Origin of the sequence: Nocardia asteroides, from assembly GCF_021183625.1 — a bacterium.
Classification (GTDB): Bacteria; Actinomycetota; Actinomycetes; order Mycobacteriales; family Mycobacteriaceae; genus Nocardia; species Nocardia asteroides_A.
Window position 1 is genome coordinate 935,963 of sequence record NZ_CP089214.1, and the last position, 14,523, is coordinate 950,485.

The window sequence follows — 14,523 nt, forward strand, 5'->3', positions numbered from 1 at the left end:
ATCATCCGGTGAACGAGATCGGGGACTGGAAGCCCCAGAGCAGAATGGTGGCGACCATGTCCAGGGCGATGATTGAGACCAGGCTCGCCCGGATGGCCCGGCCGGAGCCGATGCCGACGCCCTCCGGCCCGCCGGTGGCGAAGTAGCCCTGGTAGCTGTGGATCAGCACGACGGCGACGGCGAAGATCATCACCTTGATCGTCGCGGCGACCACGTCCCAGCTCAGCACGAACTGGTCGAAGTAGTGGTCGTAGGTGCCCGACGGGGTGCCGTGCACGACGGTGACGACGAGCTCGCAGGAGAGGTAGCTCAGGATCAGCGCGACGACGAAGGCCGGTGCCACCGCGACGATCCCGGCGATCACCCGGGTGGTCACCACGAACGGCACCGAGCGGATGCCGAGCGATTCCAGCGCGTCGATCTCCTCGGAGATCCGCATGGAGCCGATCTCGGCGGTCATCCGGCAGCCCGCCTGCGCGGCGAACCCCACCCCGGCGGCGATCGGCGCCAGCTCGCGGGTGATGCCGAACGCGGAGATGAGGCCGGAGAGCTGGCCCAGCGAGAGCAGGTTCAGCGCGCTGTAGGCCTCGATACCGATGGAGGCGCCCATCGAGGCGCCGAGCAGCAGCATGAGCGGGACGACGCCGCCGCCGATGATGACCGAGCCGCGCCCCCAGGTCATGTCGGTGATCACCGCGACGGTCTGGCGCCGGTAGTGCACCAGCGTGTACGGCACCGAGGCGAGCACCTGCCAGGCGAAGCCGAGCGCGAAGCCGAGTTCGTCGATCGGCCGCAGCGGGCGCACCCCGTGCGCCATCCGGCTCAGCCGCCTCAGCCCGGGCGGGGCGTACGGGGCGGCCGTCATCACGCCATCCTGACCGGCATGAACATGGTGACCACCTGGGTGATCACCATGTTGAGCACCGCCACCGCCGCCACCGACATCACCACCGCCGCGTTCACCCCGTCGGCCACCCCGCGCGGCCCGCCCTTGGCCTCCAGCCCGCGCTGACACGCGATGACGACCACCAGGAAACCGAAGATCATGGACTTCACCAGCGAGACCCAGATGTCGGCGGTCGTGGTGAAGGAGCCGAAGGACTCCCAGTAGCTGCCCGGGGTGACGTCGAGCGCGGCGACCGCGACCACGAAACCGGCGGCGATGCCGACCACGATGATCAGGATGTTCAGCAGCGGCGCCACCACCAGCATGGCCGCGATCCGCGGAACCACCAGGCGCTGCACCGGATCGACGCCCATCACGCGCAGCGCGTCGACCTCCTCGCGGACGGTGCGCGCGCCGAGGTCGGCGGCGATGGCCGCGGCGCCTGCGCCGCCGAGCAGCATGGCCGCCGCCATCGGCGCGCCCTGCTTGATCACCCCGAGCCCGCCCGCCGCGCCGATCATGGTGTCGGCGCCGAGCTGGGAGACGATATTGCCGACCTGCGCGGAGAGGATCACCCCGAACGGGATGGCCATGAGCACGGCGGGCACCGCGGTGACGCTGATCAGGAACCAGGCCTGGGCCAGGCTCTCGCGCACCTGGAAGCGCAGCCGGGCGGCGTCGGCGGTGCCGATCCGCACCGCCGAGGTGCCGATCCGCAGCCCCCGCCCGAGCGTGGCCAGGCTGGACAGCACGGTTCCGGAGAAGTTGCGGCGCAGCACCGTCGCATTGGACGCCATCGACCCTCCGTCGTACCGGGACACTGATCCGAACTATAGACCAGACACTTGTCCAGAAGTTACTACGGAGAGGTGATGGAGCGCAATCGAAAGGTCGGTTTACGGTGTCGGAAAGAATATTTCAGGCGGCCGGAGCGCAGAGCTCGACGGTGGTCCCGGAGTCGAGGATGGTGAGGCGGGTGTACGTGGTCAGCTCACGCATGAGCGCCAGGCCGCGACCGCGTAGCTGGGTCGCCTTCGATGCACGAATCCGCGCGCGCGGGATCCAGCGCCCGCTGTCGGTGACGGTGACCCGGACCTCGCCCCGGCGCAGCTCCGCGACCAGTCGGACCGGGCCGCGGTCGCCGCGGTGGCCGTGCTCGACGGAGTTGGTGCACGCCTCCCCCACGGCGAGAAGCAGGTCGTAGGCGCGGTCCTGGTCGGCCACCGCGCCTGCCAGCCAGCCGCGCAGCCTGCTGCGCACCGCGGGCAACTCCTCGGCGGCAGCCGGGAACTCGATCCGCAGCGCGGCCTGGTCTCCCTCGGTTCCGATCATGCTTCCTCCTCGTCGTTCCAGGGCGTACCCGCCCGGGCCGGGATCACACCTGCCCGCCGCTGCCGCCGGTGTGACGCCGCTACCAGCGCCGATAGAGCAGCCGGGTACTGGGTAACCCTGCGACAAATCGGTGCAGGGACCACGGCGGAAGGGCTTGGACGGCATGGGGCAGCAGTGGTCCGGATTCGAGATCGCGACCGAAGCGCGCGACACCGCCGTGGTGGTCACGGCCGCGGGCGAGGTGGACATGGTGACGGCGGTACGGCTCAGGGAGGCGCTGGACGCGGCGCAGCGCACATCGGGAATCCCGACGGTGCTCGACCTCTCGCGCATCGACTTCTTCGACTCCTCCGGGCTGGAGGTGCTGGTCGACCTGCACCACCGCGCCCGGCTGCGGGTCGTCGCCTCGGCGGCGGTGCGCCGCCCGCTCGGCGTCACCGGGCTGGACCGGGTGCTCGACGTCTACGACGATCTGGCGGCCGCGCTCGCCGGTTAGCCGGATCACGCGGTGGCTGTGTAACATACACACGAATCATGTGTACGTTACACATCGGCGCTGCGAGGAGTGGGCATGCAAGTCGGTTCCGGTGCGCCGGCGAAGAATCCCGTGGTGATCCTGGTGGCGCTCGGCTTCTCCAGCCTGAGCGTCTCGCTGATGCAGTCGCTGGTCATCCCGATCCAGAGCGAGCTGCCGCGGCTGCTCGGCACCAGCGCGAGCAACGCCTCCTGGGTGGTCACCGCGACGCTGCTCGGCGGCGCGGTCGCGATGCCGGTGGCGGGGCGGCTCGCCGACATCGTCGGCAAGAAGCCGGTGCTCGCCGTCAGCGCGCTGATCCTGCTGGCCGGTTCGCTGATCTGCGCGCTCTCCGGCTCGCTGCTCCCGGTGCTGGCCGGGCGGGTGCTGCAGGGGCTGGCGATGGGGTACATCCCGGTGGCGATCAGCTTCGTGCGCGAAGCCGTCCCGAAGCACCTGGTCAACACCGCGACCGCCGCGATCAGCGCGACGCTCGGCGTCGGCGGCGCGCTCGGCCTGCCGCTGGCGGCCTGGATCGCCCAGGACAACGACTGGCACTGGCTGTTCTGGGTGGCGACCGCGCTGGCCGTCGCGGTCGCGCTGCTCACCGTGCTCGTCCTGCCGCACGTGCACGACGCGCACGAGGCGAAGCTCGACGTGATCGGCGCGATCGGGCTCGCGATCGGGCTGGTCAGCATCCTGGTCGGCGTTACAAAGGGCAACGACTGGGGCTGGACGGCGGGCAGCACGCTCGGGCTGATCGGCGGTGGCATCGTGGTCCTGCTGGCGTGGGGGCTGTTCGAGCTGCGGCACGACGCGCCGCTGGTCGACCTGCGCACCACCGCGCGGCGCCCGGTGCTGCTCACCAATATCGCCGCCGCGCTGATCGGGTTCGGGCTGATGGCGCAGGCCATCGTGGTGCCGCAGCTGCTGCAGATGCCCGCCGCCACCGGGTACGGGCTCGGGCAGAGCCTGCTCGCGGCCGGGCTCTGGATGGCGCCCTCCGGGCTGATGATGCTGCTCTTCGCGCCGGTCTCCAGCTTCCTGATCACCCGCTTCGGCGGGCGCACCGCGCTGAGCCTCGGCGCCGCGGTGCTCGCGCTCGGCTACCTGAGCGGCGCGGTGCTGATGGACGCGCCGTGGCAGCTCCTGCTCGCCACCTGCATCGCCTCGGCGGGCGTCGGCATCGGGTACGCGGCCATGCCGACCCTGGTGCTGGAGAACGTGCCCGCGAACGAGGCCGCCGCGGGGGTCGCGTTCAACGCGCTCATGCGCTCGATCGGCACCACCGTCGCGGGCGCGGTCATGGCGGTCGTGCTGACCAGCCGGACCACCGCGCTCGCCCCCGGCGCGCCGGAGATCCCCACCGTCGACGCCTTCCGGCTGTGCTTCGTGGTCGGGGCGGTCGCGGCGGCCGTCGGCGCGGCGGTCGTCCTGTTCATTCCCCGGCGCAAGCCCGTCGAACCCGAGGTGACCGCGGCGACCACCGAGGAGACCGTTCCGGTGCGCTAGCCACCGCAGGGCCGCGCCCCCGCGGCTGTTCCAGCCCCGCACCGAGTTTTCGGCAGGCCGAGGACAGCACTGGCCACACCGGCCCTACCGCGACGCTCTCTGCGCCATCTTCGACTGCGCGACCGAAGTTTCGCAGGCGGGGCCATCGACGCACTGCTGCGAGCGATCCGCACCGTCTAGGCGTCGGCCGGGTATCGGTCGATTCGGCGCCAGACCGAGGGCGAGCAGCCGAAGGCGGCGCGGAAGCGGTGGCTGAAGTGGGTGGGGTGGGCGAAGCCGTGTCTGCGGGCGACCGCGGCGATGCTGAGGTGCGGCTGGGTGCGCAGGGTGATGCGGGCGCGTTCCAGCCTGCGGGCGGTGATGTAGCCGGCCAGCGGGCCGTTGGCGGCGGGCCAGATCTTGTAGAGCTGGCGCGCGGAGATGCTGTGCGCGGCGGCGATCCGCTCCGCCCCGAGGCCGGGTTCGTCCAGGTGGTCGGCGATGTAGCGCTCGATCGCCGCGATCGGGGTGCGGCCCGGGAGCTCGCCCTGTGCGACGTCGGCGGCGCTGATCAGCAGGGATCGGACCAGGGCGATGGTGGTGGCGCCGAGTGCGGGGAGCAACCCCGGTGCACCTGCCGCGACCGCGCCGAGCTGCTCGATGTGGTTGCGCACCAGCGGGTAGAGCGCGAGGCCGGGGTGCAGGTGGTCGAGGCCGCGGTGCACCGTCTCGATAGAGAGGGTGAGCCGGGCGTGGCCGATGTGCACGGCGACGGCCGAGCCGCTGCCGTGGCCGCGGAAGTCGAACGGTGCGGACTGGTCGAGCGCGATCAGGGTCGCCTGCTCGGGGTCGGCGGAGACCGCGGTGCCGCGGCTGGTCAGCGCCCACTCCCCCGGGGCGAGCACCGCGATCGAGATGATCCGGGACGAGGGGTCGCTGGGGTGCTCGCGCGGCGAGCCGGCGGCCAGCCCGGCGTAGCGAAGCCGGGTCAGCCAGGCACCGTCGCCGAGTCCGTGGTGCTCGGCGGTGGTGTCGCCGCGGCCACGGTGGGTGGCGGAGACGGTGACGTGCGCGGCCAGCCCGGGGCAGCCGCGGACGGGCTCGGCAGTCGCGCTCGCGGCGGGAACTCGGATACCGAGGTGCGGAGCACGCGCTCGCGGGCTCGGCCGAGCGAGCGCGGCGGGGCTGCCTGCGATCACGGCCATGGCGTCTCTCCGGGTGCGGCGGGGTTTCGAATACCGTACGCCCGGTTGTCCGAACCCGCCCGGCGGCGGCACGGTGAGTACAGCGCCGGGCGGGCAGCTGCTCTCAGGGCGGTGGTTCCGCGGCGGCGAGGCCACGCCACGCCCCCGGTGTCATCCCGTACAGCTCCCGGAAGCGGCGGCCGAAGTGCGACGGGTTCGCGAACCCCCAGCGCCGCGCGATCACCGCGACCGGCAGCAGGCGCAGCTCGGGCCGGGCCAGCTCTGCCCGCGCGCCATCCAGGCGGTTCGTCGTGATCCACTGCTCCAGGCCGAACTCGGCGGCGGCGCAGAGCCGGAACAGGGTGCGTACCGAGATGTCGTGGGCGCGGGCGATGGTCGCGGGGCTCAGCTCCGGATCGGCGAGGCGCCTGCGCACGTACCCGCGGATCCGCGGCAGCAGGGCGTCGTGCATGGCGGCGCGGCCGTACTCGGCGCCGTAGGCCGAGGCGAGCAGCGCGCGGGCCAGGTCGATGGCCGCGTCGCTGAGCGCGTCGGCGGCGCCGGTGCCGCTCACCAGGTCGCCCGCGGCGACCAGATCCCTGATGTGCGCGCTCATCAGCGCGTAGAGCGGGCTCGCCGGTAGCCGGGCGGCCGCCGCGACCACCACCTCCCGCGGCAGCCCGACCTCGTCGATGGGCAGGTAGAGCGCGTGCGAACTGCCGCGTTCGGCCCAGTGGAACTCGTACGGCTCGTTCATGTCGACCACCATGAGTTCACCCGGCGCCACCGTGTGCTGGATGCCGAACTGCTCGTGGCGGCCGATATCGCGGTCCTGGCGCGCGATGGTGAGCACCTCGGCCGGGCCGTCGCGCACCTGCCTGCCGCTCCGGCTCAGGTACATCCCGGTGAGGTGCGCCTGAAAGATGCTGGTGCGGCCGAAATCCCACGCCTCCAGCAGGGAGTCGTCCGCCGCGGCGTCGGTGAGCCGGACCGTTGTCGGCCAGATCTGATCCAGGAACGCCGAGTGCGTGGCGTCCGCGCGGTCGCCGCGGGGTAGCTCGGCGGCGTGGAAGACGACGGCCATGCGCGCCTACCGGCCGTTCTCAATGTTCATGCCGAATCTCCCACCACTGCCGCACACCGATGCCGTAGCTATCGAGGAAAGCACGATTCAGCGCGTCGTACCCGGTGAAGCCGGCGCCGAGCGCGCTCGCCTCGTCCGGCGGGGCCGCGGCCGAACGGATCGTCTCGCGCGCGGCGCGCAGCCGTTCGGCCGCGATCCAGCGCTCGAGATCGACGCCGTTGCCCACGGCCCAGCCGCGCAGTTCGGCCACCGGGAGGCCGTGCGCGGCGGCGATCCGCTCGGCCGACAGCGCCGGGTCGCCCAGGTGTGCGCGGAGGTAGCCACGCAGGCCGGGCAACGTGACCCGGGCGCCAGGGCCCGGTGCCGGGGACACCGGCTTCCCCGGCTCCGGGTCAGCGATCCGCGGGCGTGCGGGCGTGTTCCAGCGCCCAGTCCAGGGCGTAGTCGGCGACCGCCTCCCAGCCGGGCTCGGCGCAGGTCCAGTGCGAGCGGCCGGGGAACTCGTGGTAATCGGTCAGCGCCGCGGACTTGCGGTACTTGCGGTGATTACCCCTGTTCACCGAGGGCGGCATGATGTGGTCCGCGCCGCCGGCGACGAAGAGCAGCGGGGCGCGGTCGTCGCGCCGATAGTCGACCCAGGTCTCCTGGTGGCCGGGGGTGAAGTTGGCGAACAGGCCGTACTTGAAAACCCAGGACCCCGGTGCCGCGATGGCGTAGCGGTCGTAGACCGCGCGCGACTCCTCTTCGGTAAGGGTGTTGGTGAAGGCGTAGCGGAACTCGTCGGCGGTGAAGCCCGCGGCCGCGTGCCGATTGGACCAGCGCTTGAGGATCGGCAGCAGCGAGCGGGCCTGCGAGATCGGGTTGACCCGCACGCCCTCGGTCGGCGCGGAATCCACCACCACCGCCGCCGCGCCGAGCCCGCGCGCGACGAGCAGCTGGGTCAGGGTGCCACCGAAGGAGTGGCCCATGATGATCGGCGGCTGCGGCAGCGCCTCGATGATCCCGGCCAGGTGGTCGACGGTCTCCGGGACGGTGAGCCGGGCGATCACCTCGGGCTGCTGCCGCAGCGCCTCGACCTCGATCTCGAAGCCGGGGTAGGCCGGGGCGAGCACACGGAACCCCTTGGCCTCGTAGTAGGTGATCCAGTTCTCCCAGCTGCGTGGGGTGACCCACAGTCCGTGGACCAGGACGACGGTATCGGGTGCCATGACGGTTCTCCTCTTTCGGGGCGGTGCCGAAGGTAGGGCGGCGCGGGGGCCGCGGGCTGTGCCTGGGCGCACGGTTCTGTACTCACGGAGCCGCTGCGCTGTCGGAACAGCGGTGTGCACGGACAGCCAGCTCCGCGGCCGGGCGGGGTCCTAGGTTGGGCGCAATCGAACCGCACGAAAGGGACGAACCCATGTCCGATCCGAGCAGCACCCGCCTGCGGCGCCTCGCCGCCACCATCGCCGTCTCCGCGGCCGTCCTCGGGCTCGCCGCCGGCCCCGCGGCCGCCCAGCCGGGTGCGAAGCCGACCGTCGTCCTCGTGCACGGCGCGTTCGCCGACTCCTCCGGCTGGCGCGACGTCGCCGCGCAGCTCACCGCGCAGGGCTATCCGGTGCGCACCTTCGACAACCCGCTGCGCGGACCCGCGAACGACGCCGCGGCGCTGGAGCGCGCGCTGGCCGGGATCGCCGGGCCGATCGTGCTGGTCGGGCACTCCTACGGCGGCGCGGTGATCACCAATACGCACGATCCGGACGTGGTCGCGAACGTCTACATCGCCGCCTTCGCCCCGGCGCGGGGCGAGTTCGTGCAGGGGCTGCTGAACCCGATCACCTACCCGGGCAGCAGGCTGCTCCCGCCCGCGCTGCAGCTCGGCGTCGTTGCCGACGCCACCGGCCCCGGCGGCAGCAACCTGGACGGCTACATCGGCGAGCCGTACTTCCACGAGATCTTCGCCCAGGACGTCGACGCCGCCACCGCGGCGGACATGTTCGACCACCAGAAATCGGCCGCGCTCACCGCCAACCTCGAGCCATCCGGAGCCCCCTCCTGGAGCACCGTCCCCAGCTGGTACCTGGTGTCGCAGCAGGATCGGGTGATCCCGCCCGCACTGCAGCGCTTCATGGCGTCGCGGGCCGCGCCCGGCACCACCACCGAGGTGGACGCCGCGCACGCATCGCTGGTCTCCCGGCCCGCCGAGGTGACCGGGGTCGTCGTCGCGGCCGCGAGCGCCACGCAGCGCTGACCTCGGCCGGCTGCACCCCGCGCGCGGCGCTGAGCGCTACCGCCCGGCGAGCCCGCGCCGCGGGGTGGTGGAGAGGTAGCTGCCGACCCGCTGGACGGTCAGGTTCATCTCGTAGGCGACGGTGCCGAGGTTCGCGGCGTCGGTGGTCTGCAGTGCGAGGCAGGCGTTCGGGCCCGCGGCGGTCACGAAGAGCACCGCGCGATCCAGTTCGATCATGGCCTGGCGCACGCCGCCGCCCTCGAAGCGGGCGCCCGCGCTGCGCGCGAGACCGTAGAGCGTGGAGGACATGGCGGCGAAGTGCTCGGCGTCCTCCTGGGTGAGCTGGTTCGAGCGGCCGAGCAGCAGGCCGTCGGTGGAGAGCACCACCACGTGCCTGACCCCGGCCAGCCGCTCGACCAGGTCGTCCAGGATCCAGTTCAGGTCACCGGGATCGGATGCGGTCATCTCAGCTCTCCTTGCCGTCGGCCTGGTCGGTGCTCGCGCGCCGCCCCTGCCGCGTCCCGTTCTCGATGGTCGTGATCATATCCCTGGCCTGCTCGGCAGTGAGCCGTGGCCGCTCCGCGGTCACCGGCGGCAGCGCCGCGGCGCCCTGCAGGTGCGGGTTGAGGTTGGCCTGCCGGTTGCGCTTGGGCAGCTCGGGGCGGCCCTCCTCGGAGAGCCGCAGCGGCTGCGAGATCGGCTGCTCCGGCGCCGCGCCCGGGTACGGCCGGGCGGGCCGGCCGGAGACCGGGCGGAAGGTCTGGGTCTCGGCCAGCGGGTCGGAGACCAGCACCGCTGCCCGCCGGGACGGCCGCGCGACCGGCGATTCCAGCGCGGGGGGCTGCGGCGCGCGGCCCACCGGCGCGCTGTCGGAGCCCGCCTCGCCCGGCAGCACGCTGGCGAGCAGCGTCGCCGGGATGAGCACGATGGCCCTGATCCCGCCGTAGTCGGACTCGGCGAGCTTGACCGAGATCTCGTGCCGCGCCGCAAGCCTGGCCACGACGAAGAGCCCGAGCCGGGAGTCGCCGGAGAGCGCGGCGACGCCGAAGTCCGGTGGTGCGACGAGCATCTGGTTGGCGCGCACGATGTCGCCGGTGGTCATGCCCATGCCCTGGTCCTCGATCTCGACCACGACGCCGCGCCCGACCACGGCGCCGGTCACCTCCACCCGCGACTGCGGCGGGGAGAAGCTGGTCGCGTTGTCCACCAGCTCGGCGAGCAGGTGCACGAGGTCGGCCACCATGCCGCCGTGCACGTGCACCTGCGGCATCCTGGCCACCCGGACCCGGGAGTAGTCCAGCGTCTCACCGACCGCCGAGCGCACCAGGTCGATCATCGAGACCGGGTTGCGCCACTGCCGCCCGACCTGCCCGCCGCCCAGGATGATCAGGTTCTCGGCGTTGCGGCGCTCGCGGGTCGCCAGGTGGTCGAGGCGGAAGAGCGTCTCCAGCAGCGCCGGATCCTCCTGCTTGCGCTCGGCCTCGTCCAGGATCTCCAGCTGCCGGTGCACGACGATTTGGCTGCGGTGCGCGATATTGAGGAAGACCGATTTCACGCCGTCCCTGGTGCGCGCCTCGGCCACCGCGGCGTTCACGGCGGTGCCCGCCGCGTGCCCGAAGGCATCGGCCACCTGGCCGATCTCGTCGGAGCCGAACTCCAGCTTCGGGGTGGCGGTGGCGGGGTCGACCGGCTCGCTGTTCTCCAGCTTGCGCATCATCTCCGGCAGCGTGACGTCGGCCAGCGTGAGCGTCTCCGACCGGAGCCGCTTGAGCCGCCGGATGATCCGGTTGGCGAGCAGCACCGAGATGCCGATGGCGAGCAGGCTGATCGCGCCGACGCCGACGCCTGCCAGCATGGCGTTGCGCGAGTCGTCGGCGGCCTTGTCCGCGGCGAGTTTCTGGGTCCGCGTGCTCTGCGCGACCCACATGTTCATGAGCTGCAGGTTGACGTCGGCGGCAGCGGCCCGCCATTCGGCGGCCGGGATCGGCAGCGGCGGCAGCGTCGCCTCGCGGCCACCGGCCGCGCCCGGCTGCGCGGCGGCCGCGGCCCTGGTCACCGCGCGCCAGCCGATGACATTCTCGACGACGTCGAGCTTGCGCCAGGATTCGCTGTTGATCAGCGCGGTGGCCGCGGCCTTCTGCTCCGGGTCGACATCGCGGCTGAGGTTGCCGATCTCGATGCGGTAGTAGCCGACCTGGCGGGCGAACTCCTCCACCGGGACGGTCAGCGCGCCCTGCCCGGACTCCAGCGCGATGGCGAGCGCGAAGCTGCGCGCCATCGACTCCGCGGACTTGAGGATCTGCATGGCTTCGGTGAGCTCGACGCCGATCTCGGCGTCCGGGGCGAGCTGCTGGGAGAGCTGCGAGCCGACCACGACGCTGTCCAGCACCTGGTTGAAGAAGTTGTAGGCGTCGGCGGGCGGCAGCTGCCCGGCGTCGGTCGCGGCGCGCACGCCGGAGAGGTACTGCAGCATGGTGTCGATGCCGCCGACATCCTCGGTGAGCGAGGTGTCGACCGCGCCGAGCTCGCCCTTGGCGGCGTTCAGGGCATCCACCGCGGCCTGGAAGTCGGTCCGTGCCTTGGCGAGCCCGCCTGCCGCCGCCTCGTCGCCGGACAGCCGCGCCATCGTGCCGAGCCGCTCCGCCTGCATCGACTCGACCAGCAGGCGGCTGGAGTCGATCACGCTGCCGGTCTCCACCGCCCACGCGTGCGTCCGGTCGCTCTCGGACACCAGGTAGGCCGTGGTCCCGACCCCCACCGCGAGCAGGGACAGACTCGGGACGAGGGCGATGGCCAACACCCTGGTTCGGACACCGAGTCGCACAGTGAACATCGCCACAAGCTACTGAGTTCGGGCCGCCCAGTCTGCTTCTGTCTCGCTGAGCGGGACTGGCATCGACTCCGCTCGGCTGGAATCGTCGAGTGAGAATACCACTCTCCTTTTTCGAGAGCAAGATATTGACCGGCACTTCGAGGCGGTGCTAAGCATGTGCACAGCGCTCGAGGGCATCGGGGCTCGGCACGGAAAGGACTCGCCATGACACTGCAGTCGGTACTGGACGAAATTCGTGAGCGCCCCGGCACGGGCGATGTCATTCCGGTGATCGATCCGTCGACCGAGGAGCAGATCACCGAGTTCACCGACGGCGGTGCCGAGGCGGTGAACGAGGCGGTGGCACGGGCCAAGGCCGCGTTCGAGTCCGGGGTGTGGCACGAGCAGCCCGCCCGCGAGCGCGCCAAGGTGCTGTGGAAGATCGCCGACCTGATGGACGAGCACGCCGACGAGTTCGCCGAGCTGGACTCGCTGAACACCGGTATGCCGCTGGCCCAGGCCAAGATGATCCTGCCGACGAGCGCCGAGTTCTTCCGCTACTACGCCGGCTGGTGCACCAAGGTGAACGGCAACGCCTACGAGGTGCAGATGACCGGCGGCGTCTCCGGCGCCTACGCGAACATGCACGCGTACACGCTCAAGGAGCCGCACAGCGTGGTCGGGCTGATCTTCCCGTGGAACGGGCCGATCTTCAACGCCTGTGCGAAGATCGCGCCCGCGCTCGCCGCCGGGTGCAGCAGCGTGGTCAAACCGGCCGAGGAGACGCCGCTCTCGGCGCTGCTGCTGGACCGGCTGATCCGCGAGGCAGGCGTGCCGGACGGGGTGGTGAACCTGGTGACCGGCTACGGCCACACCGCGGGCGCCGCGCTCTCCACGCACCCGGATGTCGAGAAGATCGCTTTCACCGGCTCCACCGAGGTCGGCAAGAAGATCATCGAGGCATCGACGGGCAACCTGAAGAAGGTCATGCTCGAGCTCGGCGGCAAGTCGCCGGTGCTGATCTTCGACGACGCCGACCTGGACACGGCGATCTTCATGGCCGCGGTCGGCATCTTCGTGCACTCCGGCCAGGGCTGCGTCTGCGGCTCCCGGATCTTCGTGCAGCGCGGGGTCTACGACCGGGTGGTCGAGGGCCTGGCGACCGTCGCGAACAACTTCAAGCTCGGCAGCCCCAAGGAGGAGAACTGCATGAGCGGCCCGCTGATCAGCGCCAAGCAGCTGAAGCGGGTCATGGGCTACATCGACGAGGGCAAGTCGGACGGCGTCGAGGTGGTGGCAGGCGGGTACCGGCTCGACCGCCCCGGCTACTTCGTGCACCCGACCGTGCTCGCCGGCGTCGACCCGGCCACCAGCAGGCTCTACCAGGAGGAGATCTTCGGCCCGGTCGTCACCGTGCTGCCCTTCGACACCGAGGAGGAGGGCGCGGCGCTGGCCAACGACACCAGCTACGGCCTGGCCGCCACCGCCTGGACCACGAACCTCAGCCGGGCACACCGGATCGCCAAGAAGCTGCAGGCGGGCACGGTGACGCTGAACAGCCAGCTGAACTTCGACCACAACGTGCCCTTCGGCGGGTACAAGCAGTCCGGCTGGGGCCACGAGTTCGGCCGCGAGGGCATCGAGGGCTACCTGAAGACGAAGTCGGTCTGGGCTCAGCTCTGAGTTCCGCCGGGGTGATCGGGGGCGACCGTTCCACGCAGGCCGCCGATCACCCGCATGGCGTGGTAGATCGCCAGCGCGGCCAGCGCGCCGAGCGCGATGCCGCCGAAATCGAGATCGCCGATCCGCCAGCTGAAGTCGGCGATCCCGACGACCAGCGGGATGGCGGCGGTGAACTGGTTGATCGGCTTGCCGAAGTCGACCCGGTTGCTCACCCAGATGTGCACGCCGAGGATGCCGACCAGGCCGTACAGCGCGGTCGTCACGCCGCCGAGCACCCCGGCCGGGATCGCGGCGATCACCGCGCCCACCTTGGGTGAGAGGCTGAGCACGACGGCGGCCGCGCCCGCGACCCAGTAGGCGGCGGTCGAGTAGACCTTGGTCGCCGCCATCACGCCGATGTTCTCGGCGTAGGTGGTGGTCGCGGAGCCACCGCCGCTGCCCGCCAGCACGGTGGCGATGCCGTCGGCGGCGAGCGCGCGGCCCAGGCGTTCGTCGTAGTCGATGCCGGTCATGGTGGTGATCGACTTGACGTGGCCGATGTTCTCCACCACCAGCACCAGCACGACCGGCAGGAACATCGGCAGCACCGCGAGCTGGAAGCTCGGGGCGTGGAACTCCGGCAGCCCCACCCAGGCGGCGTCCGCGACGGCTGCGGTGTCGACCTCGCCGCGGGCCAGCGCGAACAGGTAGCCGAGTACCACGCTGACCACGATCGCCAGCCTGCCGAGCAGCCCGCGGAACAGGACGAGGCAGAGGATCAGCAGGACCAGCACCACCGTCGCGGTGAGCGCGTCCTGCTCGTAATCAGCCTTGGCGGTCGGCGCCAGATTCAGCCCGATCAGCGCCACGATGGTTCCGGTGACCACCGGCGGCATCAGCGCCTCGATCCAGCCGGTCCCGGCGACCTGCACCACGACCCCGACCACGATGAGCAGCGCGCCCACCACCACGATCCCGCCGAGCGCGGCCCCCATCCCGCCCGACGCGGTCGCCGCGAGCACCGGCGCGATGATCGCGAAGCTGGAGCCCAGGTAGCTGGGCAGCCGGTTGCGGGTGATCAGCAGGAACAGCAGCGTGCCGATCCCGGAGAACAGCAGCGTGGTGGAGGGCGGGAAGCCGGTGAGCACCGGCACCAGGAAGGTGGCGCCGAACATCGCCACCACGTGCTGCAGCCCGATCCCGACGGTGCGCGGCCAGCTCAGCCGCTCTCCGGGGGCGATGACGCCGCCGGTGTCCACCTGGGTCCACCGGAACATCGGGCCGGGGCGCGGTTCGGGCGTCGTCATGGGAGCAGTCTGCGGCATCCCCCTGGGTTGCGCCGAGTTAGC

Annotated in this window: 14 protein-coding genes; 4 read left to right on the top strand and 10 right to left on the bottom strand. The window is 71.6% G+C overall.

The features are described 5' to 3' along the window. Position 1: 1 nt before the first annotated feature. The 3 genes from LTT61_RS04670 to LTT61_RS04680 all read right to left on the bottom strand — a co-directional run bounded on the left by LTT61_RS04670 (position 2) and on the right by LTT61_RS04680 (position 2,218). Complete coding sequence (locus LTT61_RS04670; RefSeq protein ID WP_233018695.1) at positions 2 to 865, bottom strand: ABC transporter permease; 864 nt, start codon at positions 863 to 865, stop codon at positions 2 to 4. Then, on the bottom strand, positions 865 to 1,683 hold the full coding sequence (locus tag LTT61_RS04675; RefSeq protein ID WP_233018696.1) for an ABC transporter permease: 819 nt from the start codon (positions 1,681 to 1,683) through the stop codon (positions 865 to 867). The genes LTT61_RS04670 and LTT61_RS04675 overlap by 1 nt, the downstream gene beginning before the upstream one ends. A 121-nt stretch (positions 1,684 to 1,804) precedes the next feature. Then, positions 1,805 to 2,218: an ATP-binding protein gene (locus LTT61_RS04680; RefSeq protein ID WP_233018697.1), complete on the bottom strand. Its 414-nt coding sequence runs from the start codon at positions 2,216 to 2,218 to the stop codon at positions 1,805 to 1,807. A gap of 130 nt (positions 2,219 to 2,348) precedes the next feature. On the opposite strand from LTT61_RS04680, the gene LTT61_RS04685 reads away from it, so the two are divergent. Both LTT61_RS04685 and LTT61_RS04690 read left to right on the top strand, forming a co-directional pair. Continuing rightward, positions 2,349 to 2,714: an STAS domain-containing protein gene (locus tag LTT61_RS04685; protein ID WP_233018698.1), complete on the top strand. Its 366-nt coding sequence runs from the start codon at positions 2,349 to 2,351 to the stop codon at positions 2,712 to 2,714. Positions 2,715 to 2,789: 75 nt separating this feature from the next. Then, positions 2,790 to 4,244, top strand: a complete 1,455-nt coding sequence (locus tag LTT61_RS04690) for an MFS transporter (RefSeq protein WP_233018699.1) — start codon at positions 2,790 to 2,792, stop codon at positions 4,242 to 4,244. Positions 4,245 to 4,420: 176 nt separating this feature from the next. Here LTT61_RS04690 and LTT61_RS04695 read toward each other — a convergent pair whose 3' ends face one another. The 4 genes from LTT61_RS04695 to LTT61_RS04710 all read right to left on the bottom strand — a co-directional run bounded on the left by LTT61_RS04695 (position 4,421) and on the right by LTT61_RS04710 (position 7,699). After that, positions 4,421 to 5,428, bottom strand: a complete 1,008-nt coding sequence (locus LTT61_RS04695) for an AraC family transcriptional regulator (protein WP_233018700.1) — start codon at positions 5,426 to 5,428, stop codon at positions 4,421 to 4,423. 103 nt (positions 5,429 to 5,531) lie between these two features. Continuing rightward, positions 5,532 to 6,491, bottom strand: a complete 960-nt coding sequence (locus LTT61_RS04700) for a helix-turn-helix domain-containing protein (RefSeq protein ID WP_233018701.1) — start codon at positions 6,489 to 6,491, stop codon at positions 5,532 to 5,534. Positions 6,492 to 6,510: 19 nt separating this feature from the next. Continuing rightward, positions 6,511 to 6,864 carry a hypothetical protein gene (locus LTT61_RS04705; RefSeq protein ID WP_233018702.1) on the bottom strand — a complete coding sequence of 118 codons (354 nt, stop codon included), beginning with the start codon at positions 6,862 to 6,864 and terminating at the stop codon, positions 6,511 to 6,513. Positions 6,865 to 6,883: 19 nt separating this feature from the next. Beyond that, positions 6,884 to 7,699 carry an alpha/beta hydrolase gene (locus LTT61_RS04710; protein ID WP_233018703.1) on the bottom strand — a complete coding sequence of 272 codons (816 nt, stop codon included), beginning with the start codon at positions 7,697 to 7,699 and terminating at the stop codon, positions 6,884 to 6,886. 191 nt (positions 7,700 to 7,890) lie between these two features. Between LTT61_RS04710 and LTT61_RS04715 the strand changes: the two genes are divergently transcribed. Further along, entirely contained in the window at positions 7,891 to 8,721 is an 831-nt protein-coding gene (locus tag LTT61_RS04715) for an alpha/beta fold hydrolase (RefSeq protein ID WP_233018704.1), read from the top strand. 36 nt (positions 8,722 to 8,757) lie between these two features. On the opposite strand, the gene LTT61_RS04720 is transcribed toward LTT61_RS04715, so the two are convergent. Beyond that, positions 8,758 to 9,165, bottom strand: coding sequence for a roadblock/LC7 domain-containing protein (locus tag LTT61_RS04720; protein WP_233018705.1), 408 nt, complete (start codon positions 9,163 to 9,165; stop codon positions 8,758 to 8,760). Between the two features lies 1 nt (position 9,166). Next, entirely contained in the window at positions 9,167 to 11,533 is a 2,367-nt protein-coding gene (locus LTT61_RS04725; protein ID WP_233018706.1) for a nitrate- and nitrite sensing domain-containing protein, read from the bottom strand. A gap of 204 nt (positions 11,534 to 11,737) precedes the next feature. Here LTT61_RS04725 and LTT61_RS04730 point away from each other — a divergent pair, with 204 nt between their 5' ends. After that, positions 11,738 to 13,195 (top strand): aldehyde dehydrogenase family protein, encoded by a 1,458-nt coding sequence (locus LTT61_RS04730; protein ID WP_233018707.1) that lies wholly within the window; start codon positions 11,738 to 11,740, stop codon positions 13,193 to 13,195. Here the strand turns inward: LTT61_RS04730 and LTT61_RS04735 are convergent. Then, entirely contained in the window at positions 13,186 to 14,481 is a 1,296-nt protein-coding gene (locus LTT61_RS04735; RefSeq protein WP_420094734.1) for a uracil-xanthine permease family protein, read from the bottom strand. The genes LTT61_RS04730 and LTT61_RS04735 overlap by 10 nt on opposite strands. Positions 14,482 to 14,523 lie beyond the last annotated feature (42 nt).

Coding starts and splice junctions, on each gene's coding strand:
- LTT61_RS04735 (WP_420094734.1), bottom strand. CDS start 14,481: ATGACGACGCCCGAACCGCGCCCCGGCCCGATGTTCCGGTGGACCCAG.
- LTT61_RS04710 (WP_233018703.1), bottom strand. CDS start 7,699: ATGGCACCCGATACCGTCGTCCTGGTCCACGGACTGTGGGTCACCCCA.
- LTT61_RS04715 (WP_233018704.1), top strand. CDS start 7,891: ATGTCCGATCCGAGCAGCACCCGCCTGCGGCGCCTCGCCGCCACCATC.
- LTT61_RS04690 (WP_233018699.1), top strand. CDS start 2,790: ATGCAAGTCGGTTCCGGTGCGCCGGCGAAGAATCCCGTGGTGATCCTG.
- LTT61_RS04695 (WP_233018700.1), bottom strand. CDS start 5,428: ATGGCCGTGATCGCAGGCAGCCCCGCCGCGCTCGCTCGGCCGAGCCCG.
- LTT61_RS04680 (WP_233018697.1), bottom strand. CDS start 2,218: ATGATCGGAACCGAGGGAGACCAGGCCGCGCTGCGGATCGAGTTCCCG.
- LTT61_RS04720 (WP_233018705.1), bottom strand. CDS start 9,165: ATGACCGCATCCGATCCCGGTGACCTGAACTGGATCCTGGACGACCTG.
- LTT61_RS04670 (WP_233018695.1), bottom strand. CDS start 865: ATGACGGCCGCCCCGTACGCCCCGCCCGGGCTGAGGCGGCTGAGCCGG.
- LTT61_RS04730 (WP_233018707.1), top strand. CDS start 11,738: ATGACACTGCAGTCGGTACTGGACGAAATTCGTGAGCGCCCCGGCACG.
- LTT61_RS04700 (WP_233018701.1), bottom strand. CDS start 6,491: ATGGCCGTCGTCTTCCACGCCGCCGAGCTACCCCGCGGCGACCGCGCG.
- LTT61_RS04725 (WP_233018706.1), bottom strand. CDS start 11,533: ATGTTCACTGTGCGACTCGGTGTCCGAACCAGGGTGTTGGCCATCGCC.
- LTT61_RS04675 (WP_233018696.1), bottom strand. CDS start 1,683: ATGGCGTCCAATGCGACGGTGCTGCGCCGCAACTTCTCCGGAACCGTG.